The following is a 19017-nucleotide window of genomic DNA, read 5'->3' on the forward strand; positions in this document are numbered from 1 at the left end:
CAGTTTGTACGGAACAAAACTCATGCCGATTTGCCCTTTGCTCGGGACAGGCGCAAGGCTCCCAATGCCAACAAGGTAATAATACCGAAAAGGGTTTGAGGTTCCGGTGTGGAAGACCCGCTGAAGCCACTGTTTGGGTAGGCCTGCGCGCTCACGCCAGCCACTTGCGGCAATGGAACCGAAGACTTTCTGACAACTGCGTCGCCTTCGTTCACAATAGCGTTCGAAACCGCAACGAACGAGGTGTAACGAGTCTGCAAATTGAAGCCCAAGCCAAGTTTTGCAATACGGTTCTTCAATTGCCCTTCTTCACCATCCTGAACGGCAATGGCCCGGTCCAGATCAGCGATTTTGCTGCGCGCCCAAGTCAGCGGGATTGAAGCGCTAGTGCTCTGCTCACCCTCTGGATCTGGTTTCGCGGGCAAATTCAGGGACAGAGGCATATTGGCTTTGCGGCCCTGAACCAGCCCCTTGACCTGAACATCGGCCGATCCGCCGCCTTCGTATCGGGCCAAAACTCGAACCGAGCCGCCATCGAACAGATCCGGTATCCGCTGCGGAACGACGTCCGTAACATTCAGCCCGCCCCAATCAATCGAGATGTCGGTCAACACGGGTGACTTCAGATCGCGCGCGAGAGTTTCTGCTACCTCTGAAGCGTGTTCCGTCGGATCGACATAGCGGGCATAACCGCGCCCCTCATCCGCCATGGCATCAAGCAGGTAGCGGTTCACTGACGTGCCCACACCGAATGCATAGATCCGGGCATCGCCGATCCGGCGGCGGATCGTTTTCAACACACGTGCCTCGTTGCCAATGTAGCCGTCGCTCAGGAAAACCACGATGCGCAGAGTGTTAGCGGGTTGCCGGGTTGCAAACGCGTGGCGGATGGCATTGTCGATCTCAGTTCCACCTCCTGCCCGCAAACTGCGCACATAACGCTGGCCCGCTGCAATGTTGCCGCGCGTTGCAGGCACGGCACCGGTCGCAAACTCCGACGACTCGGAGGAAAACCGGATCACACGGAAGTAATCCTCGAGGCGTAGCCCCTTCAACGCGGCCTCCATGAAACGTTTGCTTGCGTCCAAGGGCTCACCGTTCATAGAGCCGGATGTGTCCAGCACAAACACCAGTTCACGGGCCGCGATCTCGTCCGCCTCGGGCATTTTCGGTGGCTCGATCATCAGTGATACAAAGCCGCCCCGCGCGTCGTAGTGCGACAGGACCCCGGCCGTTGTGTCCTCGCCCCCAAGTTCGTAGCGCAGAACTACGTCGCGATTGTCGATCACACGACCATCCGAGAAGGACGCGTCGACCGAGTTCTCGGTCCAGTCAATATCCAATTCATGTGTCGCGCTCTCTAGCATGGAAATTGGAACGGCGGCATCCAAGGTCACATCAAGCGATACCCGTGCGGGATCGATGATATCTGGGATCGTCAGACCGGAAACTGGTGGATATGCGGGGAGCTTTGCGACATTCCAACTGCCCACAGGCCCCGTCGCTGCAGGCTTGCCTTCATCAACTGCGTACTCTGCCAAGACAGGATCCGCTGGGCCTTCATCGCTGTTTGCCCCCCCTTGGTACCGGGGACCAACAACCAATGGTAAAACCAGTTCATACGCACCGTCGATCTTGGGAACCGACTGCACATAACTGAGGGTGACGGCAACGGGCTGGCCCGGCATCAGGTTCGCTATGTTCTGCGTGAACATGTTAGGTCGATGCTGGGTCAGCAGGGTAGCCGCCTTGCCCTCCTGCTCGGCTTTTTTGAACGTCTGTTCCGCCTCGGCCTTACGCTGAATCTGCGCCTGAACCACTTCGTCACCGACCTGCATCTGCATGGAATAGACGGCCGCATTCTGACTAAGCGGGAAAAGGTATTCCGCAGACATGGGAAATTCCGTGGGGTTGGCGAATACCTGACGGACCCGAACCGTTGCCATATTCCCCTGAATATCAACCTTGAGGTCGGATTTCAGCAATGGCATGTCCACCTCCCCCCCCGCAGTAAAACCTACCACGCGACCGGCAAGGTCATCCACGGTCTGAGCGTATGCCTCGGATGTCCAAACTCCGGGCAGTAGAAAAAATGTCAGAGAAACAATCTGTCGTATCATATGTCCGTTCCTTTGATGGATTGAATGTCGAGGGATGCAAGCGCCGCCGCGTCCAGTTCCGCGCCAAGCTTGGGATCCAACGTCCAGGGTGTGATCCGTTGAACACTGCTCCAGGTGCCGCCCGATCCATTCATCCAACGCCAGATCGCCTCACCCACGCTGGGTGTGACCTGCCCGGATTGAGATACGTAGCTGACCACTACCCGCCACTGGTCCCCATCGGGGCCAATCGCCTGGTAATAAGCGCTGGGGACGCCGTTGTATCGCGTGCCGAGAAAGCGAACCTTGTATCCCAAACCGCGCAGACAGATTTCAGGCGCATGCAGGTGACGCAAAGGCGCCCGCGTACTGACCACATTCAGACCCAGCGGACCGAATTGCGCCTTTTGCGCTTCGCCGCCATAGGTTTCGAAATAGGTAGCTTCCAGCGGTGTCAGCGGCACGTCCTGAGCCCTGATTCCATGGATTTGGGCTGGCATCTCCGGCCCATTGACCATGCCGGAAATATCCACCGGATCAGGCTTCAGTGAGACAATTGCCAAACTCGCGAGCAGACAGATCAGACCCGCCGGCAAGGAAAGGCTCGTAGACGCGTAACATCTCGAGGGGGCGTTGTCGGCAACGCCGGCGTTGCTCGGTCGATAGAACAGTGCAAAGGGCAGAACAGTCAGGCCAAGCGTCACTAACCCTACGAGCGAGTGCCAAGGTTCAGCCATCACATCCAAACCATTGACAAGACCAATAGCCAGTATTGAAATACGCAGGCTGTTTCCCAACGCCGCGCAAACGACCATCGCCAACAGGCTTGCTCCCGCAGTCAGAAAACACGGGCGCATGATCGCGTTCTGGGTTACGATAAAAGCCAGCGACAGCAATAACCCCGAGGCCCCTGAACACGGCAAGTCCACAAGAATATCGCGTTGTTCCAACGTGATACGCACCCCGTCACAACCAACGTCGGCAAACATGAGCCTGAGCATCTGGCACGAAATATCCGCCGAGATCATTTGCAATGGAAATCCCAGGGTGCGCTGCAACACCACTTCGGTCGGTAGGGAAAACAGAAACAGCACTGCCATCCAGAACGGTGACAGGTCAAAGGGTCTTTGTTCCAGGCGCAACAGCCGGACAACGGCAAAGACGTCCACCGCAAGCGCCAGAGCGCCGAGGATATTGATGGCCAATACCTGACCCAATAACCGGATTAAGGCCGCCGTGAACAAAAGCACCAGAACCGGGGCTTTGGCACTGCTTCCATTGGCCTTACCGCTTATCAGGCTGGCGCAACCCAGACCGACAATCAAAACGACGTAGAGATATCCGTATGACCCGTAAGCCGGACTTACCCAACTTTGGACAAGCCAATGCACGGGTTGCGCCGCGAGGATTGCGGAGGCCGCCGCCATTGCGGCCCATGTCAGGGGTTCGGTGATCGTTCTTTTCATACCGCCAGAATTGCGGACGAATGCGCACTTCCTCTGCCTAAGATGTGCAGAATTTCATGAAATCGAGTGCGTTAGGACGCGGCTGGCGCTCGGTACAACCGGCGCATCACCATGGGAGTCAGGTACATCGGAATCTGATAGGCACCGATAAAAACCAATATGGGCGCGGTGATGTCGGGCGGCAGAGCGAGAAAAAAAATCGCGACATTTCGGTTTCCGGCGATCAGAGAGATCGCGCTGGACTTTTCTGCCGCCATCCGGCCGCGCGTCAGGAAAAACGAAAACACCTGGGCGCCGAAATTGGCCAGACATGCGAACACGATCCAGAAAACCGCGACCCCCGGATCAACCAGCGCGGTCGCAGTGACCGATGGCATCAATCCGATGACAAAGACGGCCAGTGTGATCGTAGCCAGCCCTTCGATGTTCTTGAGGACCGCTAGAGTTGGATTACGCAAGAACAACCGACGCAGCGCGACGGCGGAAAGCGTCGCAACCGCAATCGTCAGGAACAGGCGAAGCACGGCGGTCAGGACAGACTGAATGTCGCCCAGTTCAGGCATCATCAAGAAAATGGGAAACGCAGTCAGTGGCAAAACCGCAGTACCAATCACCATCAGACGCAACGCATGTTCGGCCGGGTATCCCATCATAAGGCACATATTGGCGCTTCCGGAAATCGACGGTGCAGAGGCCATGATGAGCAGAGACAGGAACACTGCCGTGCCTGTCCAACTGCCCAGAAACCCGATTGCCAGGACCAACATTGGTATGCCCAGCTGAAACGCGGCGACCGTTTTCACCACCTGATGCAGATCCGCCAAAGACCCCAAAAGCGACGCGGGCTCCATTCGCAGCACCGTCAGAAACAACAAAAACGCCACCAGCGGCGGTAGCAACGCCCGCATCGGCTCCGCCAATCCCGGCAGCAGCAATCCGGCGGCCAGCCCTGCTACCAGGACGTAAGGCCCATGGCGGGCCGCCAGATGGAGAGGGTTCATTTCCTGCTACCCGCCGGGGCTCTGGCGCAGGTTTTCTGGTAGCCAGGTGGCCAGGTCAGGGAACCAGATCAGGACAAACACCATCAGCACCATGATCAGGAACATCGGGATTGCGGCACGCGCGATATAGCTCATTTCGTGGTTCGTCATGCCTTGCATTACGAACAGGTTGAACCCGATCGGCGGCGTGATCTGCGCCATCTCAACGACGACGACGATGAATATCCCGAACCAGATCAAGTCGATCCCAGCATCGCGGATCATCGGCTCAACCACAGCCATGGTCAGCACCACCGAGGAAATACCGTCCAGGAAACAGCCCAGAACGATATAAAAGACCAACAGAACCATCAGTAGTTCGAACCGCGTCAGTTCCCACCCTGCGATCAGGTCGGCCAACCCGCGCGGAAGACCGGTGAACCCCATGGAAAGAGACAGGAATGCAGCCCCCGCAAGGATCAACGCGATCATCGCGCTGGTTCGGGTCGCACCCATCAGGCTTTCGGTGAAGGTCTTCCAAGTGAGCGATCCTTGCCCTGCGGCCAGCAACAATCCTCCGATCACACCAAAGGCAGCCGCCTCGGTCGCGGTGGCATAGCCCAGATACATTGACCCAATCACCACCATGATCAGCAGGATCACGGGCAACAGGAAACGCGAGTTTCTCAGCTTCTCGGAAAAACTCAGCTTGTTTTCGGTGTTCGGGTTCCAGTCTTTCCCGAACTTCGAATAGATCGCGACATAACCCATGAACATTGTTGCCAGTACCAACCCCGGCAGGATGCCCGCAAAGAACAGCTTGGTGATCGATTCATTGATGGTCACGCCATAGACAATCAGCGTCAGTGAGGGCGGGATCATCAAACCTAGCGTCGCAGCGCCAGTCAGCGTACCAATGATCATCCGCTCGGGGTAGTTGCGTTTGCGCAGTTCAGGGATCGACATTTTGCCGACCGTCGTCAGCGTTGCTGCCGACGATCCGGAAACGGCGGCGAAGACCGTGCACCCCACGATATTGGTATGCACCAACCCACCGGGCAAAGGCGCCATCCATGGCGAAAGGCCCTTGAACATATCCTCGGATAATCGCGTTCGATACAGGATTTCGCCCATCCAGATGAACATTGGCAGCGCCGTCAGGGTCCATGAAGAGGACGCCGACCAGATGGTTGTGATCATCACATCGCCTACTGGCCGCGTGGTAAACAGTTCCATCCCGACCCACGCGACGCCCATCAGCGCTAGGCCAACCCAGACACCAGTGCCGAGCAGAGTGAAAAGGACAAACAGAAAGAGGATAATGACAGACAGGTTTTCCATGCGCTCACTCCCCGTGGCTTTGATCGGCCAGATCGCGGACGATACGGTGTTCGCCACGGAACAGGACATGGATCAGGTGATCCGTCAGGGCGATGGCCAGAATGACAGCGCCGATTAGCATCGTTGATTGTGGAATCCAGAGCGCGGTTTTGTCCTGCCCCTGGCTGACATCGTTGAACTTCCAGCTCCAGTAGACAAAGCGGTAGGCGTACCAGCAGAAGTACCACATCACGGCGGAACCGATGGCAAAGCACCAGATTTCCAGAATGCGACGCACCCCGTCCGGAACCGCGTTCAACAGGATCGAAACACGTATATGGCTGCCCCGATTCAGCGCATTGGCAAACGCAAGAAATGACGCCGCGGCCATTGCGTAACCGGCGTAATCGGGTGCTCCGGGGAACACCTCGCCTGTCCAACGGGCCAGCATCTGCACCACGATGAGCAGAAGAATGGCGATCAGGCTAAGCGCCGCCAGAACCCCTGCTGCCTGATAAATGAAATCCAGTACGGACCGAAGCCCTCGCAATGCCGCCATGTTGTCCCCGCGTCGTTGTTATTGGATATGAAACGGGCGGCAGTATGCACCGCCGCCCGGAAGGGGATGATTACTGAGACGCGTTGAAGGAATCGACGATTGCTTTGCCCTCGTCGCCCGCGGCCTCAAGCCATTCGTTGGTCATGGTGACGCCAATCTCTTTCAACTCATTCGTCATCTGCTCGGATGCCGGACCAACATTCATGCCGCCATCGCGAAGTCCCTGCAGCGTAAAGCCAGTGTATTCCTTGGCGCGCCAGTTGCCCGCATATTCCGCCAGTTCGGCGCAGGCCTTGATAACGTTCTTGTTCGCGTCGGATACGCCAGCCCATACATCCGAGTTGACCATCACATAGTTGCGCGGCAGCCAGGCATCCACTTCGTAGAAATAGTTCAGGCTTTCCCAGACTTTCCGGTCATACCCGGTCGACCCCGACGACACCATCGAGTCTGCAACACCGGTTGCGAACGCCTGACTGATTTCAGCGGCTTCGATGGTCACTGGAAGCATACCGGTGAGTTCCGCCAAGCGAGATGTCGCGTTGTTGTAGGACCGGAACTTGATGCCTTCCATATCGGCGACCGAGTTCACTTCGTTCTTGAAGTACAGGCCCTGCGGTGGCCACGGCACGGCATAAAGCAAGGTCAGGTTCTGCTCTGCCAACAGCTTTTCAATCGAGGGCTTCGCAGCTTCCCAAAGCTTGGCGCTATCATCAAATGAAGTTGCCAGGAACGGAATGGAATCGAACCCAAACAGCGCGTTTTCGTTCTGGTGACCGGACAGTAGCCGCTCGCCAATCGGCGCTTGCCCGGTCTGAATTGCGCGTTTGATGTCAGCGCCCTTGAACAAGGAACCAGACGGATGGGTGACGATTTCGATCTCACCACCGGTCCCGGTCGTCACGCATTTCGCAAATTCCGCGCCTGTTGCCGAGTGGAAGTTTGACGCCGAATAGGCCATGGGCATATCCCATTTTTCGGCCATCGCCGGAACAGTTGCAGCGGCGGTCAAAGCGGTTGCTGCCAGAAGGCTTGTCAATTTCTTCATCATTTTCTCCCTGTCTAATTCTAAGTTGCCGATGTTTTTCACCAGTATTTATCAAGTCGCGTAACGTGACGGAGCATACACGCTCATGTCAGTGTTCGGCGTCCGACCCGCAATCATTTGCGCCAGCAGACGTCCTGTTTTCGGCCCGCCCGTCAAACCGATGTGATGGTGTCCAAAGCCCATGTATGCACCTTCAACGCCCGGCACCTCGCCGATAACGGGGATCGAGTCCGCCGGTGCGGGCCTGTGTCCCATCCATTCCACTTCCTCCTTCCATGTCACTCCCGGAAAGGCCGCCCGGGCGTTCTTGCGCATCAGATCAAACGGCGCGCGCGAAGGCGCAGCGTCGAGCCCGCCGAATTCGACAATTCCCGCCAGCCGAATGCGTCCCTCCATGGGCGTGGCCACGAACTTGCCCGAGGCCACCATAACCGGACTGCGCGGCATGGCAGAAGGCTCTACCAATTCAAGATGATAACCACGTTCACTTTCAAGAGGAACAGAAACACCCAATTGTTTGGCCAACGGGCCAGACCAGACTCCGGCCGTCACGATTGCCGTGTCGCAGGAAATCGTCTCACCGTCGGCCCGCACGCCCGTCACCCGGTCGTCGTCGCGAACAACATCGTCGACAGAAGCCCGGATAATCCTGCCACCGTTTTCCTCGACATGCGCGGCCAAGTCTTTCACGTATCGGCCCGGGTCAGTGATATGGCCGTGATCCGAGAGTTTTGCAGCGAACCCGATATCTTGGCTGAAGACCGGATCGTAGGCGTGAAAGGCCTGGCCTTCCAGCTCCTCCCAATTAAAGCCGTGCCTGCGCCGGACATCCCAGCCAAAGGCGTCTCCTTCAAAATGGGCGCGGTTTTCGTACAGAAACAAGTAATCAGATGGCACGATCCATTTCTCGGCCCCGGTGCCTTCGGCCAGCGCCTTGTGATCATTCAGACTGTCGCCCACGATCGGCGCCAGCGCGGCTGCAATCCGCTCCACGTCATCAGAGTTCGCGTGTTTCAGATAGCGCGTAAGCCATGGGATTAGCTTCGGTAGATACCCCCATTTCAAGAACAGCGGTTGAGTGGGACTAAGCAGCATTTTCGGCGCTTTGCGAAGCAATCCCGGAACGGTCACCGGAATGATTGAACAAGACGCCAGCACCCCACCATTGCCATGCGAGGTCCCCTCACCTGGCCCAGCTTTGTCGATCAGGATCACGTTGTGACCATCCCGTTGCAGCCAGACGGCTGCCGAAACGCCAACAATACCAGCGCCAATAATGGCTATGGTCTTCTGTACGCTCATGCGGCCACGGCTTTCGACACTGCAAAGTGGTCGAGCCTGCTCAGATCGGGTTTTGCGCCCAAACCCGGGCCGTCGGGGACAATAACCTCGCCCCTCTTCACCTCGAAGGGTTCTTCCAAAATGTCCTCAGCCAGGAAGTATGAGGCCTGATAGAACTCGCAGCCCAAGGTTACTTCCGGTGTCGCGGCGATCATGTGGGTGCCCGCCAGATGCGCCAATCCGGCCTCAAACATATCTCCACCATAGGCGCTCAGGCCATGCGCGGCGGCGATACGGGCAACAGTTTGACCACGTGTCAGACCACCGGATTTCATGATTTTCACCGAAACACCGTCGCAAATTCCTTCACGAGCGGCGCGCTCCATGTCCTCGGGGCCAAAAACACTTTCATCAGCCAGCAAGGGCACATCCGTCATTTGCCGCAGCTTTGCCATCATACCGTAGTGATGTGCCCGCACGGGTTGCTCGATGAAGTCCGGCTTGAACTGCGCCACATCCCGCACCTGAGAAGGCGCGTCCTCGATGCTGAGGCCTTGATTATAGTCGACACGTACCGAGAATTCGGGACAGTTCTGGGCCAAATACTCCAACCGCATGATGTCGAAAGCGTGGTCTTTGAACCCGGTCTTCAGTTTGACGATCCGAACCCCATCTTCCCGCAGGCGCGCGAGCAGTTCGATATCCCGCGAAAAATCAGGATTGGCGATTGAGCAGCTCAATGGGATCGTGTCCCGGCATTTTCCGCCCAACAGAGACCAGACCGGTACGGCGGATATCCTGCCGGCAAGGTCAAGCAAAGCCGTTTCCAGCGCTGCCTTGGCCTCGGTACAATGCGCCACCGCATATGCGGCCCGAGACATTATTGCGGCCCTGTCGGCGACCCTTGCGCCTATGACCAAGGGCCGCAGATAGCGATCGAGCGCCGCGTATGTCGCCTCGGGCGTACCGGTGAACACCGACCAGGGCGACGCCTCGCCAAAGCCCTGAGTGCCATCCTCAGACGTCAGCCGCAGGACAACAACCTCGCAAACACCTTCGACGGACCCAATTCCGTGATCGCGACGGGATGTGACCGGCAGTTCAAGATGCCACAGGTCGTATCCAATGATTTTTTGTGTCAGATCGCCCATTCGTCCTCTCCGCGATGGAACGAAGCCTGCCTTGACCGTCATATCATTTCAAATACTATATTTTCGTAGGTCCATCATAAGAAATGATGAGGTAAACCGTGTCGCTGCGCTTTCGTCAGTTGCAGGCGTTTCACGCCATTATGGAAACCGGAACCGTTACTGGGGCCGCATCGGTGCTTGGAATTTCACAACCCGGCATCAGCAACCTGCTTGCGCAGTTGGAGCGAGAAGCTCGGCTGCCTCTGTTCGAACGCAACAAGGGCCGGCTGCTACCGACCCCCGAGGCAGAGCTGTTGTATCGCGAGGTCGATACTGTGGTGCGCGGCTTGGATCACGTTGCTCAGGCCGTTTCTGATCTGCAGAACAAGCATCCCGGGCAATTGCAGGTGGCGGCCCCTCATCTTCTATCGTTCGGCTTTATGCCGCGAGAGATTGCGCGATTTGCCAAATCACGTCCCAACCTGTCCGTCAGCTTTCAATCGCAGTATTCCTCAAAAATTCAGGAATGGGTCATTTCCGGCCTGTTCGAGATCGGCATCGTCGAGATGCCAATTCTCCACGACACACTGAACTATCAGGTCTTTCACTTCGAAACGGTGGTAACCTTTCCGGAAGGCAGCCATTTGGCCGCTTATGACGTGTTAACGCCAGAGCTTTTGGAAAATGAAGCCTTCATCGTCATGGGCCCCGAACATCAGACCCACCGTCGAACCCGCGACATCTTTCAGGCCGCTGGGCGATCGTGGCAAACCCGGATTCACACGCATTTGTCCGAGAACCTGTTGAGTTTCGTCAAACAGGGTATGGGCGTCGCAATGATCGACCCTTTCACGGTCACGTTCGATGGCGAGAGCGGGTACCAGACCCGCCCATTTAGTCCGGCCGTGACGCTGGACCTTGCCATCATCACAGCCAAGGGACGGCCACTATCGACGATCGCGCAGGAGTTTCTGGCCCAGTTGACCCCGTCGATTGCGTCTTATGCCACCCATTCGGAGACCGGAGCCGCGGCTTCGTGAAGCTGCTGAGAATGAATGTCGACCAGTGTCGGACCATTATGCTCAACGGCTTTCTTCAGGACTTTGCTCAGGTCATCCAGATCTTTCACAGTCCATGATTTGACACCAAAGGCCGAGGCGACGGCGGCATGATCGGTCCGGTTAAAATCAACGTTGTAATAACGCTGACCAAAACCCGCATCCTGACCTGCCTTGATCCATCCGAAGACCGAATTTGAGAACACGATCGAGGTGATCGGCATGTTGTGTCGCACCATCGTTTCAAACTCACCGCAAGTGAAACCGAAGGAACCGTCGCCCATCACCGCCAGCGTCTTGACCGATGGTCGACCCACGTGCGCCCCCATGGCAGCCCCCAATGAATACCCCAACGCACCATGTGCCCGGTTGGTGATAAAGTGTCGCCCTGGCTTGCGCCAACGGTAGTGGGCGCTGAAATAGGGGCAAGGCGTACCGGGATCAGCGACGACAATCGCATCGTCATCAAGAATATCCATCAGCGAGGCCATCACGGCCTCGGGCCGGATCGGAGTTTCCCGGCTGGCGGCAAGCGGGGCAAATGCCGCCATCTTTGCTTCCCACGCCGCACGGGCCTTGGCAGCACCGCCCAGGTTGGGCAGATCGTTCCGCGCCTCCAAGGCGCTCGCCAGTGCCTCAAGCGCAAGCCGGGCATCGGCGCAAATAGCCACCTCGGTCTGATAGTTTGCACCGATGACCATCGGATCACTGTCGATATGAATGATTGTGGTATCCCGCGCGGGGCTGCGCCAGCGTTCCGTCGTGACCGACCCCGCACGGCATCCGACAAAAACGACGACATCGGCTTGATCCACAACGGCCCGAGTCGCCGGAACGCCTCCGTTGGAGCCCACAACGCCCAGCGCGAGCGGGTCGGTTTCGGCAATCGATCCCTGCCCGGAAACAGTCGTCGCAACGGGTATGTCCAACAGGCCCGCAACCCGGCGCAACGCATCAGTGGCCCTGGACAGAACCGGCCCGCCTCCACATACGATGACGGCAGACTTCGACCTGGTAAGAATGTCAGCGGCGGCTTCGATTGCATCCAGATCAGGACCGCCTCGCTCAGCCGGATAGCTGCGGTGTCGGGCATCCGCCCAAATCTCGGCTTCGTCCACCTGCCCCTTTTGCGTGTCGAAGGGCAGAGCTAGATGAGTTGCACCCGGTGTGCCGGTTGTCATCGCCCGAAACGCCGCGCGCACCATCGCTGGCAATCGTGCCGCGTCATCCAGCGAAGCGTTCCATTTCGCCAGCGGTTTGAACAGTGCAGGTTGATCCAACTCGGTCAAAGGGTATTTCCCACGGCTTGTCGTGGCGACATCCGAGGTGATCGCCAGAATGGGAACCGAGCTTTCATTGGCTTCGACCACACCTGGCAGGATATAAGTCGCTCCGCCTCCGGACGGACCTTCGCACACACCCGGCTTGCCGGTCACACGGGCGTAGCCGTCCGCCATGTAAGCCGCGTGCCGTTCGTCCCGCGTCAGAATGTGCTGAATTCCGTGATCCATCCGCGCCAACGCGTCATAGAAGGGCAATGTGGTATCCCCGCACAAGCCGAACATGTGCTTCACGCCATGCGCCTCAAGCATGCGCACCATCGCCTCGGCTCCGGTCAGATAATTCGTCCCTGTCATGGCTTGTGATTCCTTTATGTTCGATCTGCACACAGCACTGTATACAGTTTTGTATATTGATTTCAAGCGCGGCCTGTGGCACCTGTGGGCCGAAGGAAAAAGGACGATTTCCATGGCAGGTCCACGCGTTGACAACATCTACGATCAGGTAAAGGCGATGGCCGTCTCGTTTCGGCTTCGGCCCGGCGACAGGTTGAACGAAGTAGCGCTATCAAAAGAACTGGGAGTCAGTCGGACCCCCTTGCGAGAAGCGTTGAACCGGCTGGTCGCCGAACGGCTGTTCGATTTTCGCCCCGGCCAGGGGTTTTTCTGCCGCCCGCTGGATGCGCAAAGCGTGTTTGACCTGTTCGAACTGCGCCAGATCATCGAGGTCGCCGCTGTGCGTGCCGCCTGTGAAAAAGCGTCTGACGAAGAACTTCAGGCGCTGCATGATGAGCTTTATGCGACAGGCATTGAAATCACCGGCCTGACGATCGAAGAAGCCGTCAGCAGGGACGAGGCATTCCATCTGGGCATCGCCAACCTGTCCGGCAACAACGAACTGCTACAGACCCTGATCCGGATCAACGAGCGAATCCGCTATATCCGCTGGATTTCAATGAGTCTGGACCGGGTTCAGCGTTCGAAGGACGAACACAAGCGGGTCATGCAGGCCCTTCTCAACCGCGAGGCGGATGAGGCTGCACATGTGTTGGGCGCTCACATTGCCAAACGTATGGATCAGGTGCAGGACGCTGTACGCCACGGGATTTCCAGCATCTACATGGAAGGGTCCGAAGACATCTCGGCCCGCATCATCGAGGAGGCATAATGATGATCGCCCAAGGCGGAAAATCCATATACGGCGCATCTGTTGGCATTCTCATGCTGGATGCCCAATTCCCTCGAATCCCCGGCGATATGGGGAATGCGCTGACATGGCCGTTTCCGGTGCTCTACCGCATCGTGCGGGAAGCCTCGCCGGATCGGGTGGTCCGGCACAGGGCCGAAGGTATGCTGGATGCGTTCATCGACGCCGCGCGCGAACTGGTCAAAGATGGTGCAGATGGCATCACCACAAATTGCGGATTCCTGTCCCTGTTCCAGCAAGAACTGTTAGAGGCGGTCCCGGTCCCGGTCGTGACATCCTCGCTGATGCAGGTCGACATGGTGAACCGCATTCTTCCCGCCGGGAAACGCGCTGGTATTCTGACGATATCAGCATCCACGCTGACCAAAGATCACCTGCGCAGCGCCCAGGTGCCCGACGGGACACCCATCGGCACTACAGAAGGCGGGAGCGAATTCACCCGCGCGATTCTGGGGAACGAACTGACTTTGGACATCGACAAAGCTCGCGCCGACAACATTGACGCTGCGCTGGCCTTGCAATCCGAAAATCCTGACCTGGGCGCCATCGTCTTAGAGTGCACGAATATGTGCCCTTACGCGGCAGATATTCGGCAAGCGACGGGGTTGCCGGTCTTTTCCATTGTGACATTGGTCAGTTGGTTTCAGGCCGGACTCGTGCCGCCGCGCTTCACTGAGGCCTGACCAAAGCGCCCGCGTTCAAAAAACGCACCAAGACGTGCATTGCGCTTGTCGCCAAAAGTCCTTATGCGTCCCGCCCGCCGGTCGCAGCCTACCCGGCTATCAAAACAAGGACTGAAAAAATGAAAACTACTTTGGTCTGCTCAGGCGGACTGGATTCCGTGTCGCTGGCACATGTGTTGGCGGCGGACGGGCATCTTTCGCGGCTTGTGTCCTTCGACTATGGCCAGCGCCACACCAAGGAACTTTCTTTCGCGGCGGCCTGTGCTGAACGGCTGAACGTACCCCATCACGTAATCGACTTGCGGTCGGTCGGAGCGTCTTTGACCGGCTCAGCCCTGACCGACGACGTTGACGTACCGGATGGGCACTACGCGGAAGATACAATGAAAGTAACCGTCGTCCCCAATCGCAACGCGATCATGCTGACAGTCGCATATGGTGTGGCTGCCGCGCAGGGGGACGACGCGGTTGCTGCTGCCGTGCATGGCGGTGATCACTTTATCTACCCTGATTGCCGCCCCACGTTTACGGGCGCTTTCAATGCCATGCAGCGAGCTGCGCTGGACGGCTATGCGGATGTGGCGCTGCACGTACCTTTCGTTCACCGCAGCAAGGCGGATATTGTTGCCGAGGGCGCTCGTGTAGGCACTCCGTTCGATCAGACGTGGTCATGTTACAAGGGCGGCGATGTTCACTGCGGCCGTTGCGGCACCTGTGTCGAGCGGCGCGAGGCGTTCGATTTGGCCGGCGTACCGGACCCCACCGAGTACGAAGACGCCGAATTCTGGAAATCGGCCATTGCAGAGGCACAGGTCTGATGTACCGGATCACCAAAGAGTTCCACTTTTCCGCCTCGCACCAGCTGACACACCTGCCGGAAGACCACCAATGCGCCCGCATGCATGGGCACAACTATATTGTCGTGGTCGAACTGGCCGGAAAGGATCTAAATGCCGACGGGTTCGTGCGTGATTATCACGAGCTCAAACCGCTCAAGACCTATATCGATGACGAGTTTGATCACCGGCACCTGAATGAAGCGCTGAACGTGGTCTCGACTGCGGAAAACCTCGCGCGGCATTTCTTTGACTGGTGTTTTGACCGGTGGCCTGAAACCGCTGCGGTCCGAGTGTCCGAAACACCCAAGACCTGGGCCGAGTATCGCCCATGACCCTACGGATTTCCGAAATCTTCGGCCCCACAGTACAGGGCGAAGGCGCGCTTATTGGCCAACCGACGGTCTTTGTGCGCTCGGGCGGATGCGATTTTCGCTGCAGTTGGTGCGACAGTCTGCATGCCGTAGATAGCGCCTATCGCCACGATTGGACCGCGATGGAGACTGAGGCCATCTGGGCGGAGGTTCAGCGTCTTTCAGGTGGACGGCCCCTGACCGTGTCTCTGTCTGGCGGCAACCCTGCCATTCAGGACTTTGGCCCGCTGATCAAGCATGGGGTTTCTCGAGGCTATGCTTTTGCATGCGAAACTCAGGGTTCGATCGCCAAACCGTGGTTTTCCGACCTTGCAATTCTGGTACTCAGCCCGAAGCCGCCCAGCAGTGGCGAGGAGATGAACTGGGCCGCATTCGAAGCTTGCCTGGCTGAGCGTCCAGATCAAACGGCCTTGAAAATCGTGGTCTTTGACGACGCCGATTTCAACTGGGCTCGCGACGTCGCCGATCAGTATCCGGACCTGCCGCTGTATCTGCAGCCCGGCAACCCTGAAACCGACCCCTCCAGCCCTGTTGATCTAACCAATGCCACCAACCGCTTGGAATGGCTGATCGACAAAACATTGAATGCCGGATGGTTCACACCACGCATTCTGCCTCAGCTACACGTTCTGGTCTGGGGCAATAAACGCGGCGTCTGACCCGCAGGAGAGACAAGATGACCGACAGTATCTACAGCAACCTCACCCAACTGGGTGGTGAAACGAAAATGCCCGCCAGCCCGGAAGAAGCCGTGCTGGAGCGGGTACAGAACCCGCAGGCAGACGTGGATTACAATGTGCGCTTCACCGCGCCAGAATTCACCTCGCTCTGCCCGATGACCGGGCAGCCCGACTTTGCCCATCTGGTGATCGACTATGTGCCCGATCAGTGGTTGGTGGAAAGCAAGGCGCTCAAACTGTTTCTGGGCTCGTTCCGCAACCATGGGGCGTTCCACGAGGATTGCACGGTTTCGATCGCGCGCCGCCTGCAAGAGTTCCTGGAGCCCCGGTGGTTGCGCATCGGCGGATACTGGTATCCGCGCGGCGGCATTCCGATCGACGTGTTCTGGCAAACCGGTCCAATGCCCGAAGGCGTCTGGATTCCCGATCAAGGCGTGCCCCCATACCGCGGGCGCGGTTAAGACGGTAAGAGTTGGGCGGTGGGCGAAACCCACAAGCCGGGAGTTTAGACTCTGGCTTTTTCGAACGCTGCCCAAGCCGCCTGAAACGTTTCGAAGTCAAAGCCCGGCTGACTGGCCGCGTCCAGAACAATGCGCTCGGTCGTCAGCAGTTTCTGGATTGCCCCTTCCAGCTGGGTGACCACATCCTCCGGCACAACCAGCGCGCCGTGACGGTCAGCGTGTATCAGATCACCCGGATTGACCGTCAGGCCAAAGATCGAAACGGGCGTGTCGATCTCGCGCACATGAACAAAACCATGGCTTGGCCCCACCGACCCGGCGACCACGGGGAATCCTTCGGGCACGTCGCCGAGATCGCGCATAACGCCATTTGTCAGGGCTCCGGACATACCGAACCCCTTGTGGACCGTCGTGTTGATCTCGCCCCAATAGGCACCAATACAATCCGGATAATCCACGTCCTCGATCACGGCGACTGAGGGGCCGGGCGCTTCGGCCATGTATTTGTAATAGGCCATGCGGCGGGTCTTAATGACGTCCGCCGCCTCGGTTGGTGGATTGACCGCCGCGATTTTTGCTGTCCGGGCATACCCGACTATAGCGGGTTCATCAGGTGCCGAGCACAGCATGGTGCCTCGGGTGAAGCTGTCGAACCCACGCTTGCCCTGCGCCACTTCGATGGCGTTGCAAACGGTGGGGGTGTCGACCTCGCGGAGCAAAGTCAAAAGGGACGGCGTCATGTGTCCTCCAACCAGCGGATCAGAGCCGCTGTCGTTTCATTTGGTTTTTCCAATGTGGGCAGGTGACCTGCCCCGTCGATGACTTCGAGACTGCTGTTTGGCAGCAGGTCATGCATCAATTCATGGCGTTCAACCGGGCAAAGTCCATCTTCCCGCCCACACAGAACCAACGTTTTACCGGGATAGGCCGACAACGTCATTCGCTGGTCCGGGCGATCCATCAGCGCCTGCGACTGACGCAGAAAAACATCCGGCCCCAGATCAGTGGCCATCGCCATGCACAAATCCAGAATGGCCCCTTGGCGCGGGCCGTCGGCCAAGTAATTCGGCTTCATCTCGTCGCGCATGACGTGCCACAACCGACCTTCGCCCACCGCCGCCATCTGGGAGCCGCGGCGGGATTTGACCTCGGGCTTTTCGGCTAGTGGATTGGTATCCAGCAGCGCCAGCCTTTCCACACGTTCAGGAGCCTGCCGCAGCACTTCCATCGCTACGATACCGCCCATCGAAAGGCCAGCCAGCGCAAAGACTGATGGCGCGCGTCGCAACAGATCAGCCGCCATGTCCTGAACGCTATCGTGACCGCACAACGGAAAAGTCATTACGGGCATCCGGCTGGACAATGCCTCGATCTGCGGGCCAAAGAGGCGGGCATCACACATCATGCCCGGCAAAAGGATCAAGGGTGTCATGCCGAAGTCAGCTTTGCCCCCTCGGACAGCGCGGCCAGCTTGGCATAGGCGATCTGAGGGTCGACCGCGCCAAACCCCGCAAAAGTTCCGAAACCGCAATCACTGCCAGCGATCACCCGATCCACACCGACGATGGCGGTGAACCGTTCGATCCGTTGGGCTACAAGTTCAGGGTGTTCCACAAAGTTGGTAGTTGTGTCGACAACACCGGGAACGAGAACTTTGTCATCAGGTATCTCGGTTTTGCGATCACGGAACACCGTCCATTCATGCGCGTGACGCGGGTTTGAGGTTTCGAACAGCACATAGCGCGACTTGGTCGCCATCAGCGTACTGAACACCTTGTCCATCGCGATGTCGCAGCAATGCGGCCCCTCGTAATTGCCCCAGCAGATGTGAACGCGAACGCGATCCTGCGGAACGTTCTCAAGCGCGTGGTTCAGCGCCTCGACATGCATGTCGGCTATCTTGACGAATTCGTCGTCCGAGAGGTCTGTGAACAACATATGGCGCGAAAGGGCCAGGTCAGGGCAATCCAGTTGCAAATCCAGACCGGCTGCCACGATAGTTTCGTATTCCTCTTTCATGGCGTCGGCAAGCGCTGCCAGATAGGCCTCACGCGTGGGGTAGAAATCGTTCTGCAGGAAAAGGGAAACAACGCCTGGCGATGCGGCGTTCATGAACCCATGCTCGGCACCATGCTGCGCCATCGCCGCCTTCAGATTGGCGATGTCCTTTTCAAGCTCGCCCTGCCCTTTCGAGCGCACATCTCCGGTACACATCGGACGCGCGTATTGCGGCGTACCGCCATCATTGGCCAACCGTTGCAAAAAGCTGGGAAACATTTTCAGATCGGCCGGCGCGTTACGCGGGCTGTCACCCGAGAAGCCTGTATAGCGATCCTTCACATACGTCGCATACGAGATCTTCGAGGTCTCGCCGTCACTGACGATGTCGACCCCGGCCTCGACCTGTTTGCGCACGGTTTCCGAGACCGCGTCGGTCATGCAGGCATCAAAGGCGTCAGTGCCGTAAGGTTTTTCATTTTCGCGGGCGAAGATGAAGTCCACCACTTCCTGCGTACGTGGCAGAGACCCAACATGTGTGGTTTTGACGGTCATCA

19 protein-coding genes are annotated in these 19017 nt (G+C 57.9%); 7 read left to right on the forward strand and 12 right to left on the reverse strand.

Going from position 1 to position 19017, the window contains the following annotated elements; translation table 11 throughout:
• Positions 1-20: 20 nt before the first annotated feature.
• The 8 genes from ACR0J0_RS13870 to ACR0J0_RS13905 form a co-directional block, all read right to left on the reverse strand.
• Complete coding sequence (locus ACR0J0_RS13870) at positions 21-2120, reverse strand: VIT and vWA domain-containing protein (RefSeq protein WP_480664740.1); 2100 nt, start codon at positions 2118-2120, stop codon at positions 21-23.
• The gene (xrtT, locus tag ACR0J0_RS13875; RefSeq protein ID WP_480664741.1) at positions 2117-3565 is read right to left on the reverse strand and encodes an exosortase T; all 1449 of its coding nucleotides are present in this window, start codon (positions 3563-3565) and stop codon (positions 2117-2119) included. The genes ACR0J0_RS13870 and xrtT overlap by 4 nt, the downstream gene beginning before the upstream one ends.
• 71 nt (positions 3566-3636) lie before the next feature.
• Complete coding sequence (locus ACR0J0_RS13880; protein WP_480664742.1) at positions 3637-4566, reverse strand: hypothetical protein; 930 nt, start codon at positions 4564-4566, stop codon at positions 3637-3639.
• A 6-nt stretch (positions 4567-4572) separates the two neighbouring features.
• Positions 4573-5886, reverse strand: coding sequence for a TRAP transporter large permease (locus ACR0J0_RS13885; RefSeq protein WP_480664743.1), 1314 nt, complete (start codon positions 5884-5886; stop codon positions 4573-4575).
• A 4-nt stretch (positions 5887-5890) separates the two neighbouring features.
• Complete coding sequence (locus tag ACR0J0_RS13890) at positions 5891-6424, reverse strand: TRAP transporter small permease (protein ID WP_480664744.1); 534 nt, start codon at positions 6422-6424, stop codon at positions 5891-5893.
• Positions 6425-6494: 70 nt separating this feature from the next.
• Positions 6495-7472 (reverse strand): TRAP transporter substrate-binding protein, encoded by a 978-nt coding sequence (locus tag ACR0J0_RS13895; protein WP_480664745.1) that lies wholly within the window; start codon positions 7470-7472, stop codon positions 6495-6497.
• 51 nt (positions 7473-7523) lie between these two features.
• Complete coding sequence (locus ACR0J0_RS13900; RefSeq protein WP_480664746.1) at positions 7524-8774, reverse strand: NAD(P)/FAD-dependent oxidoreductase; 1251 nt, start codon at positions 8772-8774, stop codon at positions 7524-7526.
• A complete protein-coding gene (locus ACR0J0_RS13905) occupies positions 8771-9904 on the reverse strand; it encodes an enolase C-terminal domain-like protein (RefSeq protein WP_480664747.1) in 1134 nt (377 codons plus the stop codon). Before ACR0J0_RS13905 ends, ACR0J0_RS13900 begins: the two co-directional genes overlap by 4 nt.
• 98 nt (positions 9905-10002) lie before the next feature.
• Here ACR0J0_RS13905 and ACR0J0_RS13910 point away from each other — a divergent pair, with 98 nt between their 5' ends.
• Complete coding sequence (locus ACR0J0_RS13910; RefSeq protein WP_480664748.1) at positions 10003-10923, forward strand: LysR family transcriptional regulator; 921 nt, start codon at positions 10003-10005, stop codon at positions 10921-10923.
• On the opposite strand, the gene ACR0J0_RS13915 is transcribed toward ACR0J0_RS13910, so the two are convergent.
• Positions 10884-12578 carry a thiamine pyrophosphate-binding protein gene (locus tag ACR0J0_RS13915; protein ID WP_480664749.1) on the reverse strand — a complete coding sequence of 565 codons (1695 nt, stop codon included), beginning with the start codon at positions 12576-12578 and terminating at the stop codon, positions 10884-10886. The two genes, ACR0J0_RS13910 and ACR0J0_RS13915, sit on opposite strands and share 40 nt — an antisense overlap.
• A 112-nt stretch (positions 12579-12690) precedes the next feature.
• On the opposite strand from ACR0J0_RS13915, the gene ACR0J0_RS13920 reads away from it, so the two are divergent.
• The 6 genes from ACR0J0_RS13920 (at position 12691) to queF (ending at position 16462) form a co-directional block, all read left to right on the forward strand.
• Positions 12691-13389: a GntR family transcriptional regulator gene (locus ACR0J0_RS13920; RefSeq protein WP_480664750.1), complete on the forward strand. Its 699-nt coding sequence runs from the start codon at positions 12691-12693 to the stop codon at positions 13387-13389.
• A 2-nt stretch (positions 13390-13391) separates the two neighbouring features.
• Positions 13392-14111: an aspartate/glutamate racemase family protein gene (locus ACR0J0_RS13925; protein WP_480664845.1), complete on the forward strand. Its 720-nt coding sequence runs from the start codon at positions 13392-13394 to the stop codon at positions 14109-14111.
• A 119-nt stretch (positions 14112-14230) separates the two neighbouring features.
• Positions 14231-14929: a 7-cyano-7-deazaguanine synthase QueC gene (gene queC / locus ACR0J0_RS13930; RefSeq protein WP_480664751.1), complete on the forward strand. Its 699-nt coding sequence runs from the start codon at positions 14231-14233 to the stop codon at positions 14927-14929.
• Positions 14929-15282: a 6-carboxytetrahydropterin synthase QueD gene (gene queD / locus ACR0J0_RS13935; RefSeq protein WP_480664752.1), complete on the forward strand. Its 354-nt coding sequence runs from the start codon at positions 14929-14931 to the stop codon at positions 15280-15282. The genes queC and queD overlap by 1 nt, the downstream gene beginning before the upstream one ends.
• Complete coding sequence (gene queE / locus ACR0J0_RS13940) at positions 15279-15980, forward strand: 7-carboxy-7-deazaguanine synthase QueE (RefSeq protein WP_480664753.1); 702 nt, start codon at positions 15279-15281, stop codon at positions 15978-15980. Before queD ends, queE begins: the two co-directional genes overlap by 4 nt.
• A gap of 17 nt (positions 15981-15997) precedes the next feature.
• Positions 15998-16462: a preQ(1) synthase gene (gene queF / locus ACR0J0_RS13945; RefSeq protein ID WP_480664754.1), complete on the forward strand. Its 465-nt coding sequence runs from the start codon at positions 15998-16000 to the stop codon at positions 16460-16462.
• Between the two features lie 44 nt (positions 16463-16506).
• Here queF and ACR0J0_RS13950 read toward each other — a convergent pair whose 3' ends face one another.
• From ACR0J0_RS13950 to ACR0J0_RS13960, 3 genes are read right to left on the reverse strand one after another with little or no spacing between them, the layout of a single operon-like run.
• A complete protein-coding gene (locus ACR0J0_RS13950; protein ID WP_480664755.1) occupies positions 16507-17202 on the reverse strand; it encodes an RraA family protein in 696 nt (231 codons plus the stop codon).
• Entirely contained in the window at positions 17199-17894 is a 696-nt protein-coding gene (locus ACR0J0_RS13955; RefSeq protein WP_480664756.1) for an alpha/beta fold hydrolase, read from the reverse strand. Before ACR0J0_RS13955 ends, ACR0J0_RS13950 begins: the two co-directional genes overlap by 4 nt.
• A complete protein-coding gene (locus ACR0J0_RS13960) occupies positions 17891-19015 on the reverse strand; it encodes a cobalamin-independent methionine synthase II family protein (protein WP_480664757.1) in 1125 nt (374 codons plus the stop codon). Before ACR0J0_RS13960 ends, ACR0J0_RS13955 begins: the two co-directional genes overlap by 4 nt.
• Positions 19016-19017: the final 2 nt, after the last annotated feature.

This window comes from Ruegeria sp. BF12 (assembly GCF_056538705.1).